Source organism: Sphingomonas sp. SORGH_AS_0870 (assembly GCF_031453175.1).
Lineage (GTDB): Bacteria > Pseudomonadota > Alphaproteobacteria > Sphingomonadales > Sphingomonadaceae > Sphingomonas.
The window spans coordinates 3,448,296-3,469,342 of sequence record NZ_JAVIYW010000002.1; the positions used below are offsets into that span (position 1 = coordinate 3,448,296).

Here is a 21,047-nt window from a genome sequence, read left to right on the forward strand (position 1 = left end):
GCAGCGCTTACCCAACTGGATCCCGGCCTTCGCCGGGATGGGGCTGGTGGGTTCTTGAAGCGCCACCCTACCCCGCCACCCGGTCGAGCAATCGGCCGATCCCCGCCAGCGCCTCCGGCTCGGTCAGCAGCGGCGTATGGCCGACGCCCGGCACCGTCACCAGCTCGGACGGCGACAGGCGCGCGGCCATGCGCTCCGCCACGCCCGCGCCCAATATGTCCGACCGCTCGCCGCGCACGACCAGCGTCGGCACGCCGTTCAACGCGTCGAGCGCGGCCCACATATCCGGTCCGCCCTCGGTATTGGGCACGCGGAACGGCTCGGCGATCTTCAGGTCATAGTCGAGGACGATCCGCCCCGCACTGGTCAGGCGGTGGGTGCGCTTGGCCATGGCCAGCCAGTCCTCGACGCCCCAGCCGGGATAGATGTCCTCATTGGTTTCCTGGACGCAGCGCGCGGCGTGCAGCCAGGTCGGGAAGCTCTGCCCCCTGCCGACATAGCCGCGAATGCGCGCCAGCCCCGCCGCTTCGATCTCCGGCCCGATATCGTTGAGCACCGCGCCTGCCAGCCGCCCGCGCGCGGTCGCCGCCAGCACCATGGTCACGATCCCACCCAGCGAGGTGCCGACCGCGACGAACCGGCCGATGCCCAGTTCGTCCAGCATCGCCTCGACATCCTGGACATAGGTGAGCGGCACATAGCTCATCGGGTCCTTGGCATAGGCGCTCTCGCCCCGCCCCCGGAAACTGACCGCGATCACCCGCGCGCGGCCCGCCAGCGCCTCGGCCAGCCCTTCGAAATCGCGCGCGTTGCGGGTCAGGCCGGGCAGACAGATGACGGGGGGCAGCGCGTCCGACCCCGGATAGTCCCGTGCGTGGAGCCGCAGCCCGTCTTTCGACCACCAATAACGATTCTCATAGGCCGTCATGCTTGAAGGTCCTCCGGTGCCGCCTCCATATCGCGGCATGCCCGTTTCCCCGCAAGCCTATCGCCCCGCCCGCGCCCTGACCGAGATCGCCGACATCCTCGCCGATCCCGTCGCGCCCGCCGACTTTCCGCAGACCATCCTGCGCTTCCGCAACGACAGGGCGGCGGCGGAGATCGGGCTGGACACGCTGACCGACGACGAATGGGTCGCGCATCTCGGCCGGTTCCAGCCGCTGCCCGACACGCTGCCCGGCCCGGTCGCGCTGCGTTATCATGGGCACCAGTTCCGCCAGTATAATTCCGACCTGGGCGACGGGCGCGGCTTCACCTTCGCGCAGATGACCGCGACCGATGGCCGGCTGCTCGAACTCGGCACCAAGGGGTCGGGGCAGACGCCGTACAGCCGGTTCGGCGATGGTCGCCTGACCCTGAAGGGCGGGGTGCGCGAAATCCTGGCGACCGAGATGCTGGAGGCGCTGAACGTCCCCACCTCGCGCACGCTGTCGCTGATCGAGACGGGCGAGGCGCTGCACCGGGGCGACGAGCCCTCCCCCACCCGCTCGGCGGTGATGGTGCGGATGAGCCATGGCCATATCCGCATCGGCAGTTTCCAACGACTCGCCTTCGAGCGCGACGAGGCGGGAATGAAGCGGCTGGTCGCCTATGCCCTGCATCACCTCTATGGCGAGGATTCGGATGATCCCGTCCGGCTGCTGACGCTGGTGGCGGAGCGGACCGCGACCCTGGCCGCGCGCTACATGGCCGCCGGTTTCGTCCATGGCGTGCTCAATTCGGACAATATCAACGTCACGGGCGAGAGCTTCGACTATGGCCCATGGCGGTTCGCCCCGGTCTGGGACCCCGAATTCACCGCCGCCTATTTCGACCAGAGCGGCCTCTATGCGCTGGGCCGTCAGCCCGAGGCGATCCAGTGGGACGTGATGCAGCTCGCCTCCAGCCTGCGCCTGATCGCCGAGAGCGAGCCGCTGATCGCGGCGCTCGACGGCTTTGCCACCACCTATCAGACGGCGATCGTCGCGGCGATCCTCTGGCGGCTGGGCGTCACCCCGCGCGAGGCCACCGAGGACCGCGCGCTGGTCCAGACGTTCGAGCGCGCGCTGCGCACCAGCCAGGCCTCGATCGACAGGACCTATTTCGACCTGTTCGGCGGGGCGGTGCCTGATCATTATGACGAGACATGGGACGCGCTCCGCGACCTGATCGAGCCCTATGCGCCGCGACGCGCCCGCGATCACGCCTATTGGCAGGGCTCACCCGAATCGATGCTGATCGACGAGGTCGAGGCGATCTGGGCGCCCATCGCCGAGCGGGACGACTGGACGCCGCTCTACGACAAGGTGGAGCGGATTCGCGCGATGGGCGCGGCGCTTGCCGGGGGTCCCGGCACGGCCTAGCCTCGCCGCCATGACCCAGTTCCTGTCGACCCATGAGCCCGCCACCGGCGCGCTGATCGCCCAATTGCCGATCGGGGATGCCACGCGCGAGGTCGCCGCCGCGCGTGCCGGATGGCCGGGCTGGGCGGCCACCCCGCTGGCGGAGAGGATCGCCACGCTCCACCGCTTTGCCGAACTGGTACGGGAGCGCGCTGCACCCTTTGCCGAGCTGATCGCGCGCGAAACCGGCAAGCCGCTGTGGGAGGCGGCGACCGAGGTCGACACCGTGGTCGCCAAGGTTGCCATCTCGATCACCGCGCAGTCCGAGCGTGCGGGCGAGCGCTTCACCGACCAGCCGGGCGGCCGGCGCATGGCGCTGCGCCACCGGCCGCACGGGGTGCTGGCGGTGCTGGGGCCCTATAATTTCCCGGCGCACCTGCCCAATGGCCATATCGTGCCCGCGCTCCTCGCCGGGAATGCGGTGGTGTTCAAACCCTCCGAAAAGACGCCCGCGACGGGGGCGTTCCTGGTCGAATGCTATCATGCGGCGGGCGTGCCGGACGGGGTCGTGCGGCTGCTTGTCGGCGGACCCGACCAGGGGCGGGCGTTGGCGGGGCATGAGGGTATCGACGGGTTGCTCTTCACCGGATCGGCACGCACCGGCATCGCGCTCAACCGCCAGTTCGCCGAACGACCGGAAAAGATCCTCGCGCTCGAGATGGGGGGCAACAACCCGATCCTCGTCTGGGACGATCCCGACCCGGATACCGCCGCCGCGCTGATCGTCCAGTCGGCCTTCACCACCGCCGGACAGCGCTGCACGGCGGGGCGGCGGCTGATCGTCGAGGATCGGCTGTACGATCCGGTGATGGCGGCGCTGACCCGGCTGACCGACCGGGCTGATCGTCGGCGCGCCGCAGGATGACCCCGCGCCCTTCATGGGGCCGGTGATCGACAATGCGGCGGCCGATCATCTTCTCGCACGGGCCGACGAGCTGATCGCGAGCGGCGCGACGGTCGTCCGCCCGCTGGCGCGTCTTACCCCCGGCTTGCCGCTGCTGAGCCCCGCGATCCTCGACGTGACCGATGGGACGGAGCGGCCCGATGACGAGTTGTTCGGCCCGGTGCTGCAGGTTTCGCGCGCGCGGGATTTCGGGCAGGCGATCGAACAGGCCAACGCCACCCGCTACGGCCTGTCCGCCTCGCTGATTTCGCCCTCGCGCGAGCGGTACGAACAATTCTGGACCGGCATCCGCGCCGGGATCGTCAACTGGAACCGCCCGACCAACGGCGCGGCGTCGAGCGCGCCGTTCGGGGGCATCGGCTGGTCGGGCAATCACCGCCCCAGCGCCTATTACGCCGCCGACTATTGCGCCTATCCGGTCGCCAGCGCCGAGACCGACCATATCGCCGCCGCGATCCCGGTCGGTCTTCGCTGATCGGGAATGGCCCGGAACCAGGGTTCCGGGCCATTCCCGATCAGAAGCGGGCGGAAATGCCGACCCGCAGGGTCCGTCCCCGTACCGTGTAATAGGCCGGGAAGGTGTTGAAGGACGATCCGCTGGAATAGTTGGTATCGAACCCGATCAGCGGCGGATCCTTGTCGAAGATATTCTGGACGTTGAACCGGACGTCGATCCCCTTCACCAGCGTGACATTGGTGTTGAAGTCGAAATAGCTGTATCCCGGAATGTGGTTGGCCAGCGGATAGGTCTGCCCCGCCGCCGCCTTCAGGATGGAATTGCTCGACAGCTTGGAATTGTCGGTCGGGCCGGTATAGCGCCAGGTGAAGCCGACACCGCCCTTGATCCATGGCAACTGCCAATTCACTCCGGCGACATGGCGCCAACGCGGCATCGGTCCGCCACAGGCGAAGCCGAAATAGCCCAGGCACGACCAGGGTGTGTTGCCCGGTGCGAACTGCCGCTCATATTTGGTGGTCAGCGTTCCGTTGAAGTTCAGGCCAAAGGTGCCGATGTTGTCGGCGATCCCCAGACGTTTCGGATCGAGCGCATAGTTGGCCCCGAAATCGATACCCCGCGTCTTGGTATAGCCGGAGTTGTTGTACCGTGCATCGGCGACGAGCAGCTGTCCGGACTGCGGGTCACGCTTGTAGAACTGACAGAAGAAATCGACCTTGTTGTTGTAACACTGGTCGAAAGCCATACCGATCCGCGTCCATTCAAAGGCGCCACGGATATCGATGTCATACCAGTCTACGGTGGCGGACAGACCGGGGATGCCGCGCGGTTGCAGCACCACGCCCAGCGTCTTGCTGCGCGAACGTTCGGGTTGCAGCCCGGAATTGCCGCCATTGACCAGGGTCGTCGGGCAATAGCCCTGTGAATTGCATCCCGTATAGCTGGTCAGCGCGTCATATTGTGCTCGCGTCATGCCGATCGAGCACTGATCGAAGGTGTAACGCTGGACAGTGTTGGCGCCGCTGGACGCACGGGGCGGGGCACACAGGTCGAGCATCAGCGAATTGGGATAGCGGTTCTCGCCTTCCAGCCGCTCGAGTACGCCGACCCGCACCGCGCGGTTATAGCTGCCCCGGAAGCGGATGCCGTCGACGGGGGCCCAGCTCGCCTCCGCCTTCCAGCTATGCACCAGCGACTGATAGACGTCGTAATCGGAAATCCGATAGCCGCCATTGACGCTGAGTTCCTTGAAGAACGGCTTGTTCTCGATCAGCGGGATATCGATTTCGCCGCCCAGTTCCTTCACGCTGGTCCGGCCGTCAAACGTCGTGAAGATCGACCAGGCGCCCATCCCCTTCGACTGGTTGCGATATTTGCGATATTCGCCGGTGATCGCAAAGCCGACACCGCTTTCGGCAAATGGGCTTTTGATCCCGTAATCCTCCAGCGTGCCCGACACGATGGCGTTGATGACCTGCAGATCGTTCTGCTGGCGGCGGCTGCCATCGGTGGTCAGATAATTATAGACCGCGTCGCTGATCGGCGAGTTGACCGAGAAGGCATCGACCGGCTGGCAGGTCGGATCGCTTCCGTCGATCTTGGACAGACAGGTCGGAACGCCGTTGACGTTACGGACCTGAAGACCGCGCCCCATACGGGTTTCCTGGTCCGATGCCGGCAGATGGTCCGCATAGCCCTGCATGATGTTGCGGGTCTGCTGATAGCTGAGCTCGAAGCGGATCTTGTCGACGATCGTGCCCGACAGGTTCAACGATCCGCGCCAATCAGCCGTGGTGTTGCGGAAGTTCTGGATCATGCCCGGCCGGAACAGCGACACCGAAATCGGATTGCTGAGCGCCGTCGTGCCCGCCGCCGCGCCGCAGATCACCTGGGCCTGCTGCTGGCCCAGGAAGGGATTGTCGCAGTTGACGCGGGCGCTGGGCGTCCAGATGCCGCCATCGATTGAAAGGGCGCCACGCTCGACGATGCTGCTGTACAGGAAGCTGCCGTTCAACCGCATGCCCGCCGGCAGGTCGGCGGTCAGGAAGCCGCCGACATTGACCTGCTCGTTGCGACGCTGGACCGAGTCGACACGCTGGATGCGCTGCTCGTCCTGCAGGTCATAGGCGCGGAAGCTGCGCGAACCATCGCGTGCGTTGGTGAGGTCCTGGTTGTTGATCCCGAAATAGCTGTACGGATTGTAGGTCGTGCCGTCGCACGTCCACTTCGTGTTGCCTGCCTCCACCTTGTTCGGGTCGAACATCAGCAGCGGACAGTTGGTCGTGTCCAGATTTCGGTACTGGATCGGGTCGGCGCGCTTGTAGGTCGCGAAGGCGCTGAGATTGACCTTGTCGTCCAGGAACGAATGCCCGGCCGCCAGCGACGCATAGTAATTGCCGCCGCCCAGATAGCTGCCGCGCGGATAGGTGTAGCCCGCTTCCTGCGCCACCTTGGCCAGCAACGGATTGTTGTTGTTGTGGTTGAAGCCGCTGACCTCGCCATCGAAGGCGATGCCGTTGAACTTGCGCTTCACGATGAAGTTGACGACGCCCGCGATCGCGTCCGAACCATAGACCGCCGATGCGCCGCCGGTCATGATGTCGATCCGCTCGATCAGCGCGCCGGGGACGATATTGACGTCATTGTCCATCCGCTGCCCGTTGAGCAGTATCAGCGTGCGGCCCGCCCCCAGACTGCGCAGGCCGACCGGCGCCGCGCCGGACGTCCAGGTCGAGCCCTGCAACCCCAGCATCGGCGTGATCTGCGGCAGTTGCGCCAGCGCATCCTCGACGCGGGCGAGGCCCCGCTCCTTCAGATAGGTGGCGTCGATCGTGGTGATCGGCGCATTGCTTTCCATGTTCGGCCGCACGATGCGCGTGCCCGTGACGATCACGTCGCCGGGATCAACCTTTTCCTGCTTGGCGTCGATCCTGTCGGTCGATGCCGCCACACCCGTGACGACGGAGGCCTCGGTCTTCGCCTTGTCATCGTCACCCGCCGGAGTCGTTTGTGCCGACGCAACCCCCGTCCATGCCAGCGCAATCAAAGATGCGCCAAGCCCCATCTTGGAGCAATATGATGTCTTCATTGCCACGCCCCCCATCAGCTTCTTCTACTTTCGTTCATCAAAGCACATCCAAATGCGAATCACAAATATAATATACTATCGGTCCGGTCCCTCCCTGGGCGGCACCCAAGCTGATCTACCCCCGTCCCAAGCATCGCTCGGTTGTGGCAGGCGCGGAGCGGGCGCACATGGGCATCATGGCTAGTCTCCTCGATCCCGCCGCGCGTGGACGCGTGATCCTTGTCGGTGCAGGCCCCGGCGATCCGGGCCTGCTGACGGTTCGCGCGGTCGAGGCGCTGAAACAGGCCGATGTCGTCGTGCATGACGGGCTGATCGACCCGCGCGTGCTCGACATCGCGCCCGGCACGGCACAGCGCATTTCGGTGGCCAAGCGGCGCGCGCGGCATACCCTGTCGCAGGACGCGATCAACGCGCTGATCGTCGCACACGTCAAGACCGGCGCGATCGTCGTCCGGCTGAAGGGCGGCGACCCCTTCATCTTCGGGCGCGGCGGCGAAGAGGTGGAGGCGGTGCGCGCCGCCGGCCTGCGCGTCGAGGTGATCCCCGGTGTCTCGGCCGCGCTCGGCTGCGCGGCCGAGGCGATGCTGCCGCTGACGCACCGCGACCATGCCTCGGCGGTGTCGTTCGTCGCGGGCCAGTGCAAGGGGCTGACCGATCAGGACTGGTCGGGGCTGGCGGGCCAGGGCCGCACGCTCGTCATCTATATGGGCGTCGCGACCGCCAACGGCATCGCCGACAAGCTGATGGCGGACGGCGTCGCCCCCGACATGCCGGTCGCGGTGCTGGAGCGCGGCACGCTGGAGGGCCACCGCGCCATCCGCACCCTGCTCGCCGATCTCGGCCCGATGGTCGAGCGCGAAAAGGTGCAGAGCCCGGCGATCATCGTCGTGGGCGAGGTGGTGGAATTGTCGGATGCTGAGGACAAGCTGGCGCGTTGGGCCCGCGTGGCGGAAGGGATGAACGCATGAAGCTGTTGACGGGCAATGATCTGGCGACCGGCGATGTCGTCTGGTGGACGGGGCGAGACTGGTCGCGCCATATCGAGGATGCGGTCGATGTCGGCGCAGGCGGCGAGGCGATCCTGCGCGCCGAGGAAGGCGCGCGCCGGGTCAACGTCCCCTATCTGATCGACGCCGAGGCGACCGGGCAAGGCCCCCGCCCCGCGCATATCAAGGACCGTATCCGCGCGCTCGGCCCCACGGTGCGCCCCGACCTGACGCTGAAGCCCGCCGATGCCGATGCCGGCGCCTGGATCATTTGAGAGAATAGCGCATGTATCGTTACGACGAGTATGACCAGAGCATCGTCGATGCCCGTGTCGAGGAGTTTCGCGACCAAGTGGAACGCCGCCTGTCGGGCGCGCTGACCGAGGATCAGTTCAAGCCGCTGCGGCTGATGAACGGGCTCTATCTTCAGCTTCACGCCTATATGCTGCGCGTTGCGGTGCCCTACGGCACGCTGGACAGCCGCCAGATGCGGATGCTGGGCCATATCGCGCGCAAGTACGATCGCGGTTACGGCCATTTCACCACGCGTCAGAACATCCAGTATAACTGGATCAAGCTGGCCGATGCGCCCGACATCCTGGCCGAGCTGGCGACGGTGCAGATGCATGCCATCCAGACCTCGGGCAATTGCATCCGCAACATCTCGTCCGACCAGTTCGCCGGGGCGGCCGCCGATGAAGTCGCCGATCCGCGCCCCTGGGCCGAGCTGCTCCGGCAATGGTCGACCTTCCACCCCGAATTCACCTATCTCCCGCGCAAGTTCAAGATCGCGGTGATCGCGGCGGACGAGGACCGCGCGGCGATGCGGCTGCACGATATCGGCATCCAGTTGCTGGAGCGGGACGGTGTGCTGGGCGCGAAGATCTTCGTCGGCGGCGGCATGGGCCGCACCCCGATGATCGCGCATGAGGTGAAGGACTTCATCACCGCCGACCATCTGATGAGCTATCTGGAGGCGTGCCTGCGGGTCTATAACCGCTATGGCCGTCGCGACAATATCTACAAGGCGCGGATCAAGATCCTGCTGCACGAGATCGGCGTCGACGCCTATCGCGACCAGGTGGAGGCGGAATTCGCCGCGATCCGCGAACTGGGCATCGATCCGCCCGTGGCCGAGCTCGCGCGGATCACCGCGATGTTCGCCGGACCGGACTTTGCCAGCGACGCGCCCGACAGCGTGGACCGGTCCGACCCCGACTTCGCGGTCTGGCTCGACCAGAATGTCGCACGCCACAAGCAGCCCGGCCATGCCATCGTCACGATCAGCCTGAAGCCGATCGGCGGGATTCCCGGCGACGCCTCCGCCGACCAGATCGACCTGATGGCCGACCTCGCCGAGCGTTACGGCCATGACGAACTGCGCGTCACCCATGCCCAGAACATCGTCCTGCCGCATGTCCGCAAGGCCGACCTCCACGCCATCTGGACCGCGCTTCGCGATGCCGGGCTGGCCGAGGCCAATCTCGACCTGATCTCGGACATCATCGCCTGCCCCGGCCTGGATTATTGCAGCCTGGCCAATGCCCGCTCCATCCCGCTGGCGCAGAAGATCGGCGAACGCTTCGCCGGGCGGCAGCGCGAGCTGGGCGAGTTGAAGCTGAAGATTTCAGGCTGCATCAACGCCTGCGGCCACCATCATGCCGGGCATATCGGCATCCTGGGCGTCGACAAGAAGGGCACCGAAAACTATCAGCTGCTGCTCGGCGGATCGGGCGCGGAGGACGTGTCGCTCGGCAAGATCACCGGCCCCGGTTTCGACGAGGACGGCGTGGTCGACGCGATCGAGCGCGTGACCGACCGTTATGTTCAGCTTCGCGAGGGCGGTGAACGCTTCCTCGACACCTATCGCCGCGTCGGCATGCAGCCGTTCAAGGAAGCCATTTATGGTTGATCCGATCACCGTGAACACCGATGCGGGCGAGACGCTGCTGCGCTTTCGCGACGATGTGGTGCATGACGAACCGGCGGTGACGCTGGACGCGTTCCTGGGCCAGACCAACGCCACCGCCGTCCGGCTGGAGGCGGGCGACGATGCCCGTGCCCTCCTCCCGCATCTGGGCCAGATCGCGTTGGTCGAGATCAGCTTCCCGACCTTCCGCGACGGGCGCGGCTATTCGGCGGCGCGGATCCTGCGCGAAGCGGGGTTCGAGGGCGAGTTGCGCGCGGCGGGCGACGTGCTGGTCGACCAAATCCCGCATATGCGCCGCTGCGGCTTCGACAGCTTCGCGCCGGAAAAGCCGGTCGATGCGGCGACGCTGACCAAGCTGCTGAATCTCTATCCGCAACCCTATCAGAAGGCCGCCGATGCCCGCGTGCCGGTGTGGAAGCGGCGCCATGGCTGAGCGGGCGCTCGACCGGATCGACGTTCGGCCGACTTACACGGCGGAGGACGCTGCGGCTTATGAAGCGCGCTTCGCGGGCGTGGCTGCGCCCGAGATGCTGCGCACCCTGCTGACCGGCGAGTTGCGCGGGCAGATCGCGGCGGTGTCGTCCTTCGGCACCGAGTCCGCCGTGCTGCTGCACATGGTGGCGCAGGCCGATCCAGCGACGCCGGTGGTCTTCACCGACACGCTGAAGATGTTTCCCGAGACGCTGGCCTATCGCGACACGCTGGTCGCACGGCTGGGCCTGCTCGATGTGCGCGTCATCCAGCCCGACCCGGCGCTGCTGGCAGCCAAGGACCCGGAGGGCATCCGCCATGGCTATGATCCCGACGGTTGCTGCGACCTGCGCAAGGTCGAGCCGCTGGCGCGTGGTCTCGCCCCGTTCGAGGCCTGGATTTCGGGTCGCAAGGGCTTCCAGGCGGGCACCCGCCGCGCCCTGCCCCGGTTCGAGGTCGAGGATGGCCGGTTGAAGCTCAACCCGCTGGCGGATTGGGACAAGGCGGCGCTGGACGGCTATTTCGCCGAACACGACCTGCCGCGCCATCCACTGGAGGCGCAGGGCTATCTATCGATCGGCTGCGCACCCTGCACCAGCAAGGTCAAGCCCGGCGAGGACCCGCGCTCCGGTCGCTGGCGCGGGTTCGAAAAGGTCGAATGCGGCATCCACCGGCCGGTTTCGGCGGGATAATCAGGGGTATGAGGGGCCCCCGCTTCATCCTGTCTTAACCACGCCGCGACACAAGGCACCGGGCAGGATGAAGGTGCATTCGATGTACAAGGTGACGGTCGACCTGGAACGCGGCTATTTCGAGGTCACGACCCACGGGTTCTGGACCCTCGACACCATGGCCGACTTCACCCGCGAGCTGGAGCAGACCATCCGCCGCATCCGCGCCACCGGCCGGTCGCCCGTCAGCCTGTGCGACTATTCCAACGCGATGGTGCAGAGCCAGGAGGTCGTAGCGGCCTTTGTCCAGATGATGGAAAGCCCGTCCGTCCGCTCGGGCCGCGTCGCGGTCTATACCAAGGGCGCGCTCACCAAATTCCAGGCGGAGCGGGCCAATCAGAATCACGACGAATTCCGCTTCTTCACTGACAAGGACGAAACCCGCGCCTGGCTGTTCGCGCCGCAAGCATGAAGCTGTGCGGCGCATCCATTTTCATCATCTGCTCATGTAAAAGCGGTACCGGTCTGGTTCCTACTCGGCCATTCATGCGTCATTACATGTTGGCGATCGAGTGGGGATAGACCGATGCCGCCCTGATTTGGCGTTGGGGAGTCACCAGAACGTCAGTCGGCGCTCAAAAGCGCCAACCGACCGAAGCCTGAAGAATCGGCCACACTTTCACCTTATCCACGTCTTCCTGTAAATCGATACGCTCGCGTTCCAGTACCGTCTGAAACGCGGCGTTGCTATTGATCGGACCGCTGGCGCGGAAATCCTTCAGCTGGAAGGAGCCTTGAAACAGCACCCCCCCTTCGATGCCGACAAAAAAGCCGCGACGCTTCTTGCCTGCCCAACCCAGCGTCAGCGCAGGTGCAAAACGCTTCGGCTCCGCTCGGCCTGTGAGGATGCCAACCTGCGGCACCAAATAGGTCTGGCCGCCGACCTTGACCTCTGCCGTACTGTTTAGGGGCGTTCCCACCAGCCCGACGCGCGTTCGATTGATCCGCGCCCCTGCCGAGATGCGGAACGCCCCGCCAAACGGATAAACATCGGCCATGGCACCGTAGGAGTGAAGCTTGAAATCACTGTCATAGTGAATGTCTTTCGAGTCAAAGCTCGGCGACACCTTAAGAAAAGCCGCACTGCCACGAACGCCGAAATGGTCGCTGATCCGCAGCCCCAGTTCGGGCCCGACACCCAATGTGCCCCCTGTCAATGCGGCGGTCACGCGTGGACCATCGTCATGGGCAACCACGGGGCGAACCTCCATCTCAGGAGAGTTTCCCAATGCCGCTACCGTCTGGGCGGTGCTTGGCACCGCGACCATCACAACTGAAAATGCCGAGCACAAGGCGGCAATCCTAACGCAATTCATGCTTTCCCCCATCATTCCGGTACGGCCGAGGAAATGCGCCCGTTTGCGGCCTAGGTAAGCCTATGTTGCATGAATTTATTTATAAATTGTTCTAGGACTTACATTGACTGCGGTATGTGTGTCGCGGATCTTCACCACACCGCGAAGCCGGTGAATCGTGATTATCGGGTCGAATCTCACACGAGCTTGCCGGTCGCACCGTCGCATTGCATGGTGACGATCAGTCTACTAACCCGCGAGTTGCGCGGGCAGATCGTGGCGGTGTCGTCCTTCGGCACCGAGTCCGCCGTGCTGCTCTACATGGTGGCGCAGGCCGATCCCACGACGCCGGTGGTCTTCACCGACACGCTGAAGATGTTTCCCGAGACGCTGGCCTATCGCGACACGCTGGTCGCGCGGCTGGGCCTGCTCGACGTGCGGGTGATCCAGCCCGACCCGGCGCTGCTGGCGGCCAAGGACCCCGAGGGCATCCGCCATGGCTACGACCCCGATGGCTGCTGCGACCTGCGCAAGGTCGAACCGCTGGCGCGCGGCCTCGCCCCGTTCGAGGCCTGGATTTCGGGTCGCAAGGGCTTCCAGGCGGGCACCCGCCGCGCACTCCCCCGGTTCGAGGTCGAGGATGGCCGGTTGAAGCTCAACCCGCTGGCGGATTGGGACAAGGTGGCGCTGGACGGCTATTTCGCCGAACACGACCTGCCGCGCCATCCACTGGAGGCACAGGGCTATCTGTCGATCGGCTGCGCGCCCTGCACCAGCAAGGTCAAGCCCGGCGAAGACCCGCGTGCGGGAAGATGGCGCGGGTTCGACAAGGTCGAATGCGGGATACACCGGCCGACGACGATGTCCTGAAGAGCCGCATCAGGCTCCGATCCGGGACAGAAGCTGGATCATTTCCGCCTGTCGATTGGTATCGGTCTTGGCGAATATCTGGCGCAGATGGACCCGCGCGGTCGCCTTGCTGATCGCGAGAATGGTCGCCGCATCATCCAGGGACTGGCCCGCCACCATAAGCTCGGCCATCTCCCTTTCCCGCGGGGTCAAGCCATAGGCCAGTTGCCAGCGATGCGCCGATGATGGTGGCACGGCGGCGGGATCGATCAGCGTAACCATCGCGACCGCCTCCATCGGCGCCATGATACGCGCTCGTCCGGGCAAGGGATAACCGTTGAGAATATAGGCCGCCTTGCCGGACGGGCGATCGATCCGACATAGGCCCGGCACGCCCGATCCGCCCGTCAGCAGGCCGACGAATCGGTCCAGCGCAGCGTCGGCGATGCCGCCGCCACAGGTCAGTCGCCTCCGCACGCATCGCAACCCGTCGCCCCGAACGAGCAACGCCTCCATTTCGGGGGTAGTCCGAAGCACCTTTCCCTGTTCGTCCAACAACAGACAGGGTTCCGTCCGCCTGGACAGAAGGCCGTCCCAATATGCGCTGGCCATCTTCTCGGCATGAAGGAAACCCAGGTCGAGCGCCCTGTGGATATCGGGCAACAACTTTTCCAGTCGTCGGCGCATTTCGTCTGGGGTCGGCCCATCATCGACATGTCGGTGGAGGGACAGGCCCGCATAGATACGGCCGCCATCCAGTGGTGCCGCAGCCGTCAGATAATGCTGCATCTTTCCATTCGACGCCTGCCAGGCAAAATATTCCCGCGTGGCCGGGTCATCCCGGTCGGCATGATCGGTATCGGCATAGATATGGGGCGAGCGCCGACTGGCCGCATAGGAGATTTGCGGGTCGAAGCGCATGATGTTTTCCGAGATATAGCGTTCCACCAAGCCCGAATTTTCATGCCGTATATGCTGAAGCCGGATACGGCCCGGCGCTTCGACCACATAGAAAGTGCCACAGACACCGCCGAGCATATGCGCGGTCTGCCATGTCCATTCGGCCCATAGGCTTTCGTCCAGCGCCGCCGCATAGGCGCCCTCGATCGCTATTCGTAAATCCACGCCCATATCGGCCGCATCCTTGCCTACGCAGACTTAAGATGCGGTAAGAAAAAGGGCGGAGTCCATCCTTTACGTCATGTTCCGACCCGATCAGGGCAAAGGGACATCAATACCCCGCGAAGTCGGTGAACCGCGTGATCGTCGGGTCGAACTTCATCACGACCTTGCCGGTCGCACCGTGACGCTGTTTCGCGACGATCAGTTCGGCCAGGCCGTAGACCCGCTCCACCTCGGTCGCCCATTTCGCGTGGTCCTCGAAGACCTTGCCGTCATCGCCTTCCATCGGGCGCTTGGGCTCGCGCTGCATCATGTAATAGTCTTCGCGGAACACGAACCAGACCATGTCGGCGTCCTGCTCGATCGAGCCCGATTCGCGAAGGTCGGACAGCATCGGCCGCTTGTCCTCGCGCTGCTCGACCGCGCGGGACAGCTGAGACAGGGCCAGCACCGGCACGTTCATGTCCTTGGCCAGCGTCTTGAGTCCGCGCGAAATCTCCGAGATTTCCTGCACGCGGTTGCCCTCCGACGACTTGCCCGAGCCGGTCAGCAGCTGGAGATAGTCGACCACGACCAGCCCGATCTCGTTGTTATGCCGCCGCTGCAAACGCCGGACACGGGTGTGCAGCGCGGAGATGGACAGGCCGCCGGTATCGTCGATGAACAGCGGCAGCTGCTCCAGCTCGGCGGCGGCGGCGGCCAGCTGCGCGAACTCGTTGCGGCTGATCTTGCCCATGCGCAGCGCCTCGGAGCTGATCCCCGATTGCTCGGCCAGGATACGCGTCGCCAGCTGGTCGGCGGACATTTCGAGGCTGAAGAAGGCGACCTTGGCGCCGACCGACTCGGACGGCGGGATGCCGTCCTGCATGTCGCGCATCCAGCGCCGCGCGGCGTTGAACGCGATGTTGGTGGCGAGCGAGGTCTTGCCCATGCCCGGACGGCCCGCCAGGATCATCAAGTCGGAGCGGTGCATACCGCCGATCTTGGCATTGACTGAGTCGAGGCCGGTGGTGATGCCCGAGACATGGCCGCCGGAGTTCAGCGCGCGCTCGGCATTCTTGACCGCCATGGTGGTGGCCTGGGCGAAGCTCTTCACCGCATTTTCCGAGCCGCCGTCCGCCGCGACCTTGAACAGCTCGTTCTCGGCCAGCTCGATCTGCGCGCGCGGGTTCACCTCCTCCGAGGTATCCATCGCTCGGTCGACCAGCGTCCGCCCCACCGTCACCAGCGCGCGCAGCATGGCCAGGTCGTAGATCTGCGTCGCGAACTGCCGCGCGCCGATCAGCCCCGCGCCCGACCCGGTCAGCTGCGCCAGATAGGCCGGGCCGCCCAGCGCCTTCATCCCCTCGTCCGCCTCGAACATCGGACGCAGCGTGACGGGGGTCGCCAGCATGTCGGTGGCGCGCAGATTCTTGATCGCGGCGAAGACGCGGCCATGGACCGGCTCGAAGAAATGGTCCGGGTCCAGCCGGTCGACCAGATCGTCGGCCAGCCGGTTGTCGATCATCATCGCGCCCAGCAGCGCGGCCTCCGCCTCGATATTGCGGGGGAGCTGCTGCGGCTCGGCGGCGGCAGCGGTGTTCGGAAATGCGAGGGTGGCCATTTCTTCGGCGTTAGCGCGGAGTGGCGCCGGATGAAAACGCATTGCGTCGATCAGCGAGGGATTTGCGGCGCACGCGCTTCGCGACTATCCCTGCCGGATGGCCGATCCGCGGATCATATCCATCGATCTCGACGAACGCAGCCTCGGCTGGCGGTCGGCCGATGTCGAGCAGGAGCGGCGGATCGCGATCTTCGATCTGATCGAGGAAAATTATTTCGCGCCGCAACGGCCGCAGGCGGACGGCTATGCCGGGCCCTATCGGATCAAGCTGGAGTCCGAGGAAGGTCGCCTGGGCATCCATATGTATCGCGAGGACGGCACGCATATCGAGACGCTGGTGCTGGCGCTCGGCCGGTTCCGGCGGCCGATCAAGGACTATTTCGCGATCTGCGACAGCTATTACCAGGCGATCCGCGCCGCCACGCCGCAACAGATCGAGACGATCGATATGGCCCGGCGCGGCATCCATAACGACGCCGCCGAAATGCTGAAGGACAGGCTGACCGGCAAGATCGAGGTGGATTTCGACACCGCACGTCGCCTCTTCACACTGCTGTGCGTCCTGCATATCCGCAACTGATGGCGATTCTCTGGAAAATCGGTGCCGGGCTGCTCGCGCTCGGTGCGGCGGGCATGGGCGGCTGGCATTGGGCGACGCATTGGCGCCCCTCGGCCGACCATTATGCGTTGCAGGGCATCGACCTGGCCGAGAATCCGCCGCCGGTGGAGTGGCGGACGCTGCGCGCGGGCGGCGCCGACTTCGCCTATATCGTCGCCACCTCGGGCGCGGACCGCCGCGATCCCGCGTTCGAGGCGAACTGGGCCGCGCTGCCCGAGGCCGGGCTGCGGCGCGGGGCGGTCCATATCTATTCGCTATGCCAGCCCGCCGCGGCGCAGGCGGATGCCTTCAACATCTTCGTGCCGCGCGCCGGGGATGCGCTGCCCGCCGCGATCGACCTGTCCTTTCACGACGATTGCACCGCGCGGCCCGATCGCGCGACGCTGGTCGCCGACCTGACCCGGTTCGTGACGATGGTCGAGACGCATACGCGCAAGCCGGTGATGCTACGCGTCGCCAAGCCGTTCGAGTCCGAATACAGCATCACGACCGCGTTCGACCGCCCGATCTGGGCGGTCGGCAATATGTTCAAACCCGATTATGCCGCCCGCCCCTGGCGGATGTGGCGCGCGAGCGATTTCCGCCGGGTCGAGGGGGTGGAAGGCCCCGTCAACTGGGACGTCGTCACACCATGAGCCAGATCGATCCGACCGCCGCGCGCCTGATCGCCGCAGCCCGCGCCGCCGCGCGCCACGCCCATGCGCCCTATAGCCGGTTCGCGGTAGGAGCCGCCTTGTTGATGGAGGACGGGTCGGTCATCACCGGCGCGAACTTCGAGAATGCCAGCTATGGCCTGTCGCTCTGCGCCGAGACGGTCGCGATCGCCACCGCCTCGGCCGCCGGGCGGCTGCGCGAGATCGTCGCGGTCGGCGTGATCGGCGGCGCGATGGACGCGAACGGCGTGCCGACCGGCACCGCCCCGGTCGGCCCCTGCGGCCGGTGTAGGCAGGTCATCAACGAGGCCGCCCAGATGGGTGGCCGCGACCTGCCCGTGCATTGCGGCGCGGCGGAGGGCGATGCGGTGCGCAGCTATCGGCTGTCCGAATTGCTGCCGGATGCCTTTGGTCCGGCGGACCTGGGGATCGGCTGAATTTCGCGCGACGCCGCGAAGACATGAAGATGTGTTCGCGCAGAGGCGCAGAGAAGAGGTTCCGGCTTTGCCTGCCTCAGCTGCCCGGCTCTTCTCCCCGCACCCGCATCGCGGCGGCGGCCGCCTGGATGAACTGCCACACATCGGCCGAAAAGCCCGGATCGGCCTGCCCATCCCACGCCGCTCGATTCTCATGCAGCCGCGTCGCGCCTGCCCACATCTCCGGCGAGGCCACCGCGCGGAACGGCGCCAGCAGCGCGAACCACTCGCGCACAAAAGCCTGCGCCGCCTCCGAACCGGGGTCGAGCGGCAATGCGGCGGCGATCCGCTGGCCCAGATCGGCCCATTGCGCCTGATAGGCGTCCTGATCGAAATCGGGGGCGAGCGTGGCCATCCGCTCGGCCCAATGGGCCTGTTCTTCCTTGGTGAAATGCTGGTCGGCCACGGCCTTCCATTGGGTCGTCGTCATGCTGTTTCCCTTTCGAATCAGCGAGCAGAGTGTCGCGACGCCGATGCGCTCGCCGGCATCGATGCGGGACTGGATGGAATGAAGCAGGGTCGCCGTATCGGCCAGCATGGCGGCTTGCGCCTCGACCACCGCCAGCTGCGCCGCGACCATCGGTCCCAGCCGCGCATCGGGCCGGTCGAGCATCCGCCCGATCGCCGCCAGCGTGAACCCGGCCCGTTTCAGCGCGACGATCGCATGCAGCCGCTCGAGTTCCCCTGCACCGAAGATACGCCGCCCGCCCTCGCTGCGCAGTGGCCGGATCAGCCCCCGCGCCTCGTAAAAGCGCAGCGCCCGGCTGCTGAGCCCCGTGGCCTTCGCGATCTCGGCAATATCCAGCATCTTCGTCATGCGGGGCAGCCTACCGCTTGACGCAACGTCAACCGCAAGCCCCATTTTGCGTTTCGGCGCTTGCCCTGTCCGGGCGATCCGGCAATGAGCGGCAACGCTTAAGGGGAATGAAGATGTCGATCCTGTCCGACCGCTGGATTCGCGAAGCCGCGCAGACCCAAGGGATGATCGAGCCCTTTGTCGAGAACCAGCGCCGCGACGGCTGTATCAGCTATGGTCTGTCCTCCTATGGCTATGACGCGCGGGTGGCGGACGAGTTCAAGATCTTCACCAATGTCGACAGCGCGGTCGTCGACCCCAAGGACTTCGCGTCGAACAGCTTCGTCGATCGCAAGACCGATGTGTGCATCATCCCGCCCAACAGCTTCGCGCTGGCGCGGACGGTCGAATATTTCCGGGTGCCGCGCGACGTGCTGGTCATCTGCCTGGGCAAGTCGACCTATGCGCGCTGCGGAATCATCGTGAACGTCACGCCGCTGGAGCCGGGTTGGGAGGGGCATGTGACGCTGGAATTTTCCAACACCACGCCGCTGCCTGCGAAAATCTATGCCAATGAAGGCGCCTGCCAGTTCCTGTTCCTGAAGGGCAACGAGCCCTGCGAGACCAGCTATGCCGACCGCGCGGGCAAATATATGGGCCAGCGCGGCGTCACCCTGCCCCGGCTGTGACCGGGCAACCGTAACGCTCCCAAAGCTCACGGGCCTCGACCGTCGGTTGCGACCCGGATGGCGACACGAGGACGATGATGGCCCTCATCAAGACCGGGTTGATCTATTTCGATCAGGCGATCCGCCACGGCTCGATCCGCAAGGCGGCGGAATCGCTCAACATCGCATCCTCGGCGGTCAACCGGCAGCTGTTGCAGCTCGAAGAGGAGCTGGACGTGCAACTGTTCGTCCGCATGCCGCGCGGGATACGCCCCACCGCTGCGGGCGAGGCGTTGCTGGCCTATATCCGGCGGTGGAAGCGCGAGAGCGTCGCGCTACGCCACGAGATGCTGCGGCTGCGCGGCGGGGAGCGGGGCCATATCCGGATCGCCGCCGCCGAGAGCCTGGCCGACGACCTCGTGCCGCGCACCATCGTCCGCTACAAGGAACGCTTCCCGCTGATCGAGTTCTCGCTGCTCGCGGGCGACAATCACCGGGTGAAGGCGGAACTGCTGTCCAAGGAGGCGGATGTCATCTGCGCCTTCGACCTGACGGGCACCGCGCGCACCGCGACGGTGGCGCATGTCCAGACGCCGATCGGCGTCATCACCCCGCCGGGCCATCCCCTGTCCACCCTCGACCGTGTGACCCTGTCCGACTGCGTTCCCCATGCGGTGGTGACGCCGCATGACGACTGGCTGAAGCAGAGCGTGCTGCACGATCTGTTCGACATGAGCGACGTTCCGCTCAAGCGGGTCGCCACGGTCGAGCGGATCGATACGCTGAAGAATCTGGTGCGCGCCGGGGTCGGCATCGCCTTCCTCTCGCGCATCGGGCTGGAGCGCGAGCTGGCGGCGGGCGAACTCTGCTGGGTTCCGCTGGCCGAGGGGATCGTCCGCCCGGCCAGCGTGTCGATGCTGCTTCAACGCGGCCGGGTGTTGCCCATCTATCTCAGCACCTTTGTCGACATGCTGAAGGAGGAGTTCGCCCGGCTGGGCGAATAGCCGACCTATCCTGACGCCACCGCGCGCGGCATGGCGGGCTCCGCCTCCACCGCGTCCGCCAGCCGCCGCGCGAGGAAGGCGCAGGCGATCAGCTGCAACTGGTGGAACACCATGACCGGCAGCAGGACGACGCCGACCTGCGCGGGCGGGAACAGCACGCCCGCCATCGGCACGCCCGTCGCCAGGCTCTTCTTCGACCCGCAGAAGCGCATCACGACCGCGTCCTCGGGCGCCAGCTTCATCGCCCGCGCCATCACGCCGGTCAGTACCAACACCACCGTCAGCAGCAGCGCGCACCATCCGACGAGTTCCGCCAGCTCCAGCGCGCCGACCTGCGACCACAGCCCCTGGCTCACCGCCGCACCGAAAGCGGTATAGACGACCAGCAGGATCGATCCGCGATCGAGCGTCGTCACCAGCCGCTTGCGCGCCGCGATCCACGCGCCGATCCAGGGGCGCAGCATATGCCCCGCCGCGAACGGCACCAGCAATTGCAGGACGATCGCCCGCACGCTGTCGAACGACAGCTCGACGCCCCCGGTGCCCGGAAGCAGCAGGGCGGCCAGCGCGGGCGTGACGGCGATGCCCAGCAGGTTGGACAGCGAGGCGCTGCACACCGCCGCCGCGACATTGCCGCGCGCGATCGCGGTAAAGGCGATCGAGGATTGCACGGTCGAGGGCAGCAGGGTCAGGAACAACAGGCCGGTGGCGAGGCTGGGCGACGGCAGGCCGCTGCCCGCGATGGCGAGCCCCAGCAGCGGGAACAGCAGAAAGCTGGTCGCCAGGATCGCCGCATGCAACCGCCAGTGCCGCGCCCCCGCCAGCAGGGCGCTGCGCGACAGTTTCGCGCCATGGACGAAGAACAGCGCGACGATCGCGGTATCGGCGGCAAGATCGAAGACGCGCACGCCGACACCGCGCGGCGGCAGCAGCGTGGCGATCAGCACGGTCGCCAGCAGCATCAGGACATAGGGCTCGATCGTGGCGAGCAGGCGACGGATCATCGGGGCACTC

At 66.0% G+C, this 21,047-nt stretch carries 20 protein-coding genes and 1 pseudogene; 14 read left to right on the plus strand and 7 right to left on the minus strand.

All coding sequences use genetic code 11. The features are described 5' to 3' along the window. Positions 1–67 precede the first annotated feature (67 nt). On the minus strand, positions 68–928 hold the full coding sequence (locus tag QE363_RS15975; protein ID WP_309696838.1) for an alpha/beta hydrolase: 861 nt from the start codon (positions 926–928) through the stop codon (positions 68–70). A 37-nt stretch (positions 929–965) separates the two neighbouring features. On the opposite strand from QE363_RS15975, the gene QE363_RS15980 reads away from it, so the two are divergent. Both QE363_RS15980 and astD read left to right on the plus strand, forming a co-directional pair. Beyond that, the gene (locus QE363_RS15980; RefSeq protein ID WP_309696840.1) at positions 966–2,342 is read left to right on the plus strand and encodes a protein adenylyltransferase SelO family protein; all 1,377 of its coding nucleotides are present in this window, start codon (positions 966–968) and stop codon (positions 2,340–2,342) included. Positions 2,343–2,352: 10 nt separating this feature from the next. Then, positions 2,353–3,760 (plus strand): annotated as a pseudogene (astD, locus tag QE363_RS15985) (succinylglutamate-semialdehyde dehydrogenase). 40 nt (positions 3,761–3,800) lie between these two features. Here the strand turns inward: astD and QE363_RS15990 are convergent. Next, positions 3,801–6,788, minus strand: coding sequence for a TonB-dependent receptor domain-containing protein (locus QE363_RS15990; protein WP_309696842.1), 2,988 nt, complete (start codon positions 6,786–6,788; stop codon positions 3,801–3,803). A gap of 218 nt (positions 6,789–7,006) precedes the next feature. Between QE363_RS15990 and cobA the strand changes: the two genes are divergently transcribed. From cobA to QE363_RS16020, 6 genes are all read left to right on the plus strand, one after another. Then, positions 7,007–7,798 carry a uroporphyrinogen-III C-methyltransferase gene (gene cobA, locus QE363_RS15995; RefSeq protein WP_307104605.1) on the plus strand — a complete coding sequence of 264 codons (792 nt, stop codon included), beginning with the start codon at positions 7,007–7,009 and terminating at the stop codon, positions 7,796–7,798. Continuing rightward, complete coding sequence (locus tag QE363_RS16000; protein ID WP_309696845.1) at positions 7,795–8,091, plus strand: DUF2849 domain-containing protein; 297 nt, start codon at positions 7,795–7,797, stop codon at positions 8,089–8,091. The genes cobA and QE363_RS16000 overlap by 4 nt, the downstream gene beginning before the upstream one ends. An 11-nt stretch (positions 8,092–8,102) precedes the next feature. Beyond that, positions 8,103–9,728 carry a nitrite/sulfite reductase gene (locus QE363_RS16005; protein WP_309696846.1) on the plus strand — a complete coding sequence of 542 codons (1,626 nt, stop codon included), beginning with the start codon at positions 8,103–8,105 and terminating at the stop codon, positions 9,726–9,728. Further along, complete coding sequence (locus QE363_RS16010; protein WP_309696848.1) at positions 9,721–10,179, plus strand: DUF934 domain-containing protein; 459 nt, start codon at positions 9,721–9,723, stop codon at positions 10,177–10,179. The genes QE363_RS16005 and QE363_RS16010 overlap by 8 nt, the downstream gene beginning before the upstream one ends. Next, on the plus strand, positions 10,172–10,909 hold the full coding sequence (locus tag QE363_RS16015; RefSeq protein ID WP_309696850.1) for a phosphoadenylyl-sulfate reductase: 738 nt from the start codon (positions 10,172–10,174) through the stop codon (positions 10,907–10,909). Before QE363_RS16010 ends, QE363_RS16015 begins: the two co-directional genes overlap by 8 nt. Before the next feature lie 67 nt (positions 10,910–10,976). Further along, positions 10,977–11,360: an STAS/SEC14 domain-containing protein gene (locus QE363_RS16020; protein WP_309696852.1), complete on the plus strand. Its 384-nt coding sequence runs from the start codon at positions 10,977–10,979 to the stop codon at positions 11,358–11,360. Between the two features lie 163 nt (positions 11,361–11,523). Here the strand turns inward: QE363_RS16020 and QE363_RS16025 are convergent, their stop codons facing one another. Next, complete coding sequence (locus QE363_RS16025; protein WP_309696854.1) at positions 11,524–12,144, minus strand: hypothetical protein; 621 nt, start codon at positions 12,142–12,144, stop codon at positions 11,524–11,526. A 330-nt stretch (positions 12,145–12,474) separates the two neighbouring features. Here QE363_RS16025 and QE363_RS16030 point away from each other — a divergent pair, with 330 nt between their 5' ends. Then, complete coding sequence (locus tag QE363_RS16030; RefSeq protein ID WP_309696856.1) at positions 12,475–13,113, plus strand: phosphoadenylyl-sulfate reductase; 639 nt, start codon at positions 12,475–12,477, stop codon at positions 13,111–13,113. 9 nt (positions 13,114–13,122) lie between these two features. Here QE363_RS16030 and QE363_RS16035 read toward each other — a convergent pair whose 3' ends face one another. Next, on the minus strand, positions 13,123–14,223 hold the full coding sequence (locus QE363_RS16035; protein WP_309696858.1) for a helix-turn-helix transcriptional regulator: 1,101 nt from the start codon (positions 14,221–14,223) through the stop codon (positions 13,123–13,125). Positions 14,224–14,323: 100 nt separating this feature from the next. Further along, a complete protein-coding gene (locus QE363_RS16040) occupies positions 14,324–15,817 on the minus strand; it encodes a replicative DNA helicase (RefSeq protein WP_307100268.1) in 1,494 nt (497 codons plus the stop codon). Positions 15,818–15,914: 97 nt separating this feature from the next. On the opposite strand from QE363_RS16040, the gene QE363_RS16045 reads away from it, so the two are divergent. The 3 genes from QE363_RS16045 to QE363_RS16055 are packed head-to-tail and all read left to right on the plus strand — an operon-like array spanning position 15,915 to position 17,526. Then, the gene (locus tag QE363_RS16045; RefSeq protein ID WP_307100270.1) at positions 15,915–16,397 is read left to right on the plus strand and encodes a UPF0262 family protein; all 483 of its coding nucleotides are present in this window, start codon (positions 15,915–15,917) and stop codon (positions 16,395–16,397) included. Further along, complete coding sequence (locus tag QE363_RS16050; protein ID WP_309696864.1) at positions 16,397–17,071, plus strand: GH25 family lysozyme; 675 nt, start codon at positions 16,397–16,399, stop codon at positions 17,069–17,071. Before QE363_RS16045 ends, QE363_RS16050 begins: the two co-directional genes overlap by 1 nt. Then, positions 17,068–17,526, plus strand: a complete 459-nt coding sequence (locus tag QE363_RS16055) for a cytidine deaminase (protein ID WP_307100274.1) — start codon at positions 17,068–17,070, stop codon at positions 17,524–17,526. Before QE363_RS16050 ends, QE363_RS16055 begins: the two co-directional genes overlap by 4 nt. A gap of 76 nt (positions 17,527–17,602) precedes the next feature. On the opposite strand, the gene QE363_RS16060 is transcribed toward QE363_RS16055, so the two are convergent. Next, positions 17,603–18,382 (minus strand): MerR family transcriptional regulator, encoded by a 780-nt coding sequence (locus QE363_RS16060; RefSeq protein ID WP_309696866.1) that lies wholly within the window; start codon positions 18,380–18,382, stop codon positions 17,603–17,605. A gap of 113 nt (positions 18,383–18,495) precedes the next feature. Between QE363_RS16060 and dcd the strand changes: the two genes are divergently transcribed. Together dcd and QE363_RS16070 are read left to right on the plus strand one after the other, a co-directional pair. Continuing rightward, entirely contained in the window at positions 18,496–19,050 is a 555-nt protein-coding gene (gene dcd / locus QE363_RS16065) for a dCTP deaminase (protein WP_007405039.1), read from the plus strand. 74 nt (positions 19,051–19,124) lie between these two features. Further along, entirely contained in the window at positions 19,125–20,033 is a 909-nt protein-coding gene (locus tag QE363_RS16070; protein WP_309696868.1) for a LysR family transcriptional regulator, read from the plus strand. A gap of 5 nt (positions 20,034–20,038) precedes the next feature. On the opposite strand, the gene QE363_RS16075 is transcribed toward QE363_RS16070, so the two are convergent. Beyond that, positions 20,039–21,037, minus strand: a complete 999-nt coding sequence (locus tag QE363_RS16075) for a bile acid:sodium symporter family protein (RefSeq protein WP_309696870.1) — start codon at positions 21,035–21,037, stop codon at positions 20,039–20,041. Between the last annotated feature and the right edge of the window lie 10 nt (positions 21,038–21,047).

Coding starts and splice junctions, on each gene's coding strand:
- QE363_RS15975 (WP_309696838.1), bottom strand. CDS start 928: ATGACGGCCTATGAGAATCGTTATTGGTGGTCGAAAGACGGGCTGCGG.
- QE363_RS15980 (WP_309696840.1), top strand. CDS start 966: ATGCCCGTTTCCCCGCAAGCCTATCGCCCCGCCCGCGCCCTGACCGAG.
- cobA (WP_307104605.1), top strand. CDS start 7,007: ATGGCTAGTCTCCTCGATCCCGCCGCGCGTGGACGCGTGATCCTTGTC.
- QE363_RS16000 (WP_309696845.1), top strand. CDS start 7,795: ATGAAGCTGTTGACGGGCAATGATCTGGCGACCGGCGATGTCGTCTGG.
- QE363_RS16005 (WP_309696846.1), top strand. CDS start 8,103: ATGTATCGTTACGACGAGTATGACCAGAGCATCGTCGATGCCCGTGTC.
- QE363_RS16010 (WP_309696848.1), top strand. CDS start 9,721: ATGGTTGATCCGATCACCGTGAACACCGATGCGGGCGAGACGCTGCTG.
- QE363_RS16015 (WP_309696850.1), top strand. CDS start 10,172: ATGGCTGAGCGGGCGCTCGACCGGATCGACGTTCGGCCGACTTACACG.
- QE363_RS16020 (WP_309696852.1), top strand. CDS start 10,977: ATGAAGGTGCATTCGATGTACAAGGTGACGGTCGACCTGGAACGCGGC.
- QE363_RS16030 (WP_309696856.1), top strand. CDS start 12,475: ATGGTGACGATCAGTCTACTAACCCGCGAGTTGCGCGGGCAGATCGTG.
- QE363_RS16035 (WP_309696858.1), bottom strand. CDS start 14,223: ATGGGCGTGGATTTACGAATAGCGATCGAGGGCGCCTATGCGGCGGCG.
- QE363_RS16040 (WP_307100268.1), bottom strand. CDS start 15,817: ATGGCCACCCTCGCATTTCCGAACACCGCTGCCGCCGCCGAGCCGCAG.
- QE363_RS16045 (WP_307100270.1), top strand. CDS start 15,915: ATGGCCGATCCGCGGATCATATCCATCGATCTCGACGAACGCAGCCTC.
- QE363_RS16050 (WP_309696864.1), top strand. CDS start 16,397: ATGGCGATTCTCTGGAAAATCGGTGCCGGGCTGCTCGCGCTCGGTGCG.
- QE363_RS16055 (WP_307100274.1), top strand. CDS start 17,068: ATGAGCCAGATCGATCCGACCGCCGCGCGCCTGATCGCCGCAGCCCGC.
- QE363_RS16060 (WP_309696866.1), bottom strand. CDS start 18,382: ATGACGAAGATGCTGGATATTGCCGAGATCGCGAAGGCCACGGGGCTC.
- dcd (WP_007405039.1), top strand. CDS start 18,496: ATGTCGATCCTGTCCGACCGCTGGATTCGCGAAGCCGCGCAGACCCAA.
- QE363_RS16070 (WP_309696868.1), top strand. CDS start 19,125: ATGATGGCCCTCATCAAGACCGGGTTGATCTATTTCGATCAGGCGATC.
- QE363_RS16075 (WP_309696870.1), bottom strand. CDS start 21,037: ATGATCCGTCGCCTGCTCGCCACGATCGAGCCCTATGTCCTGATGCTG.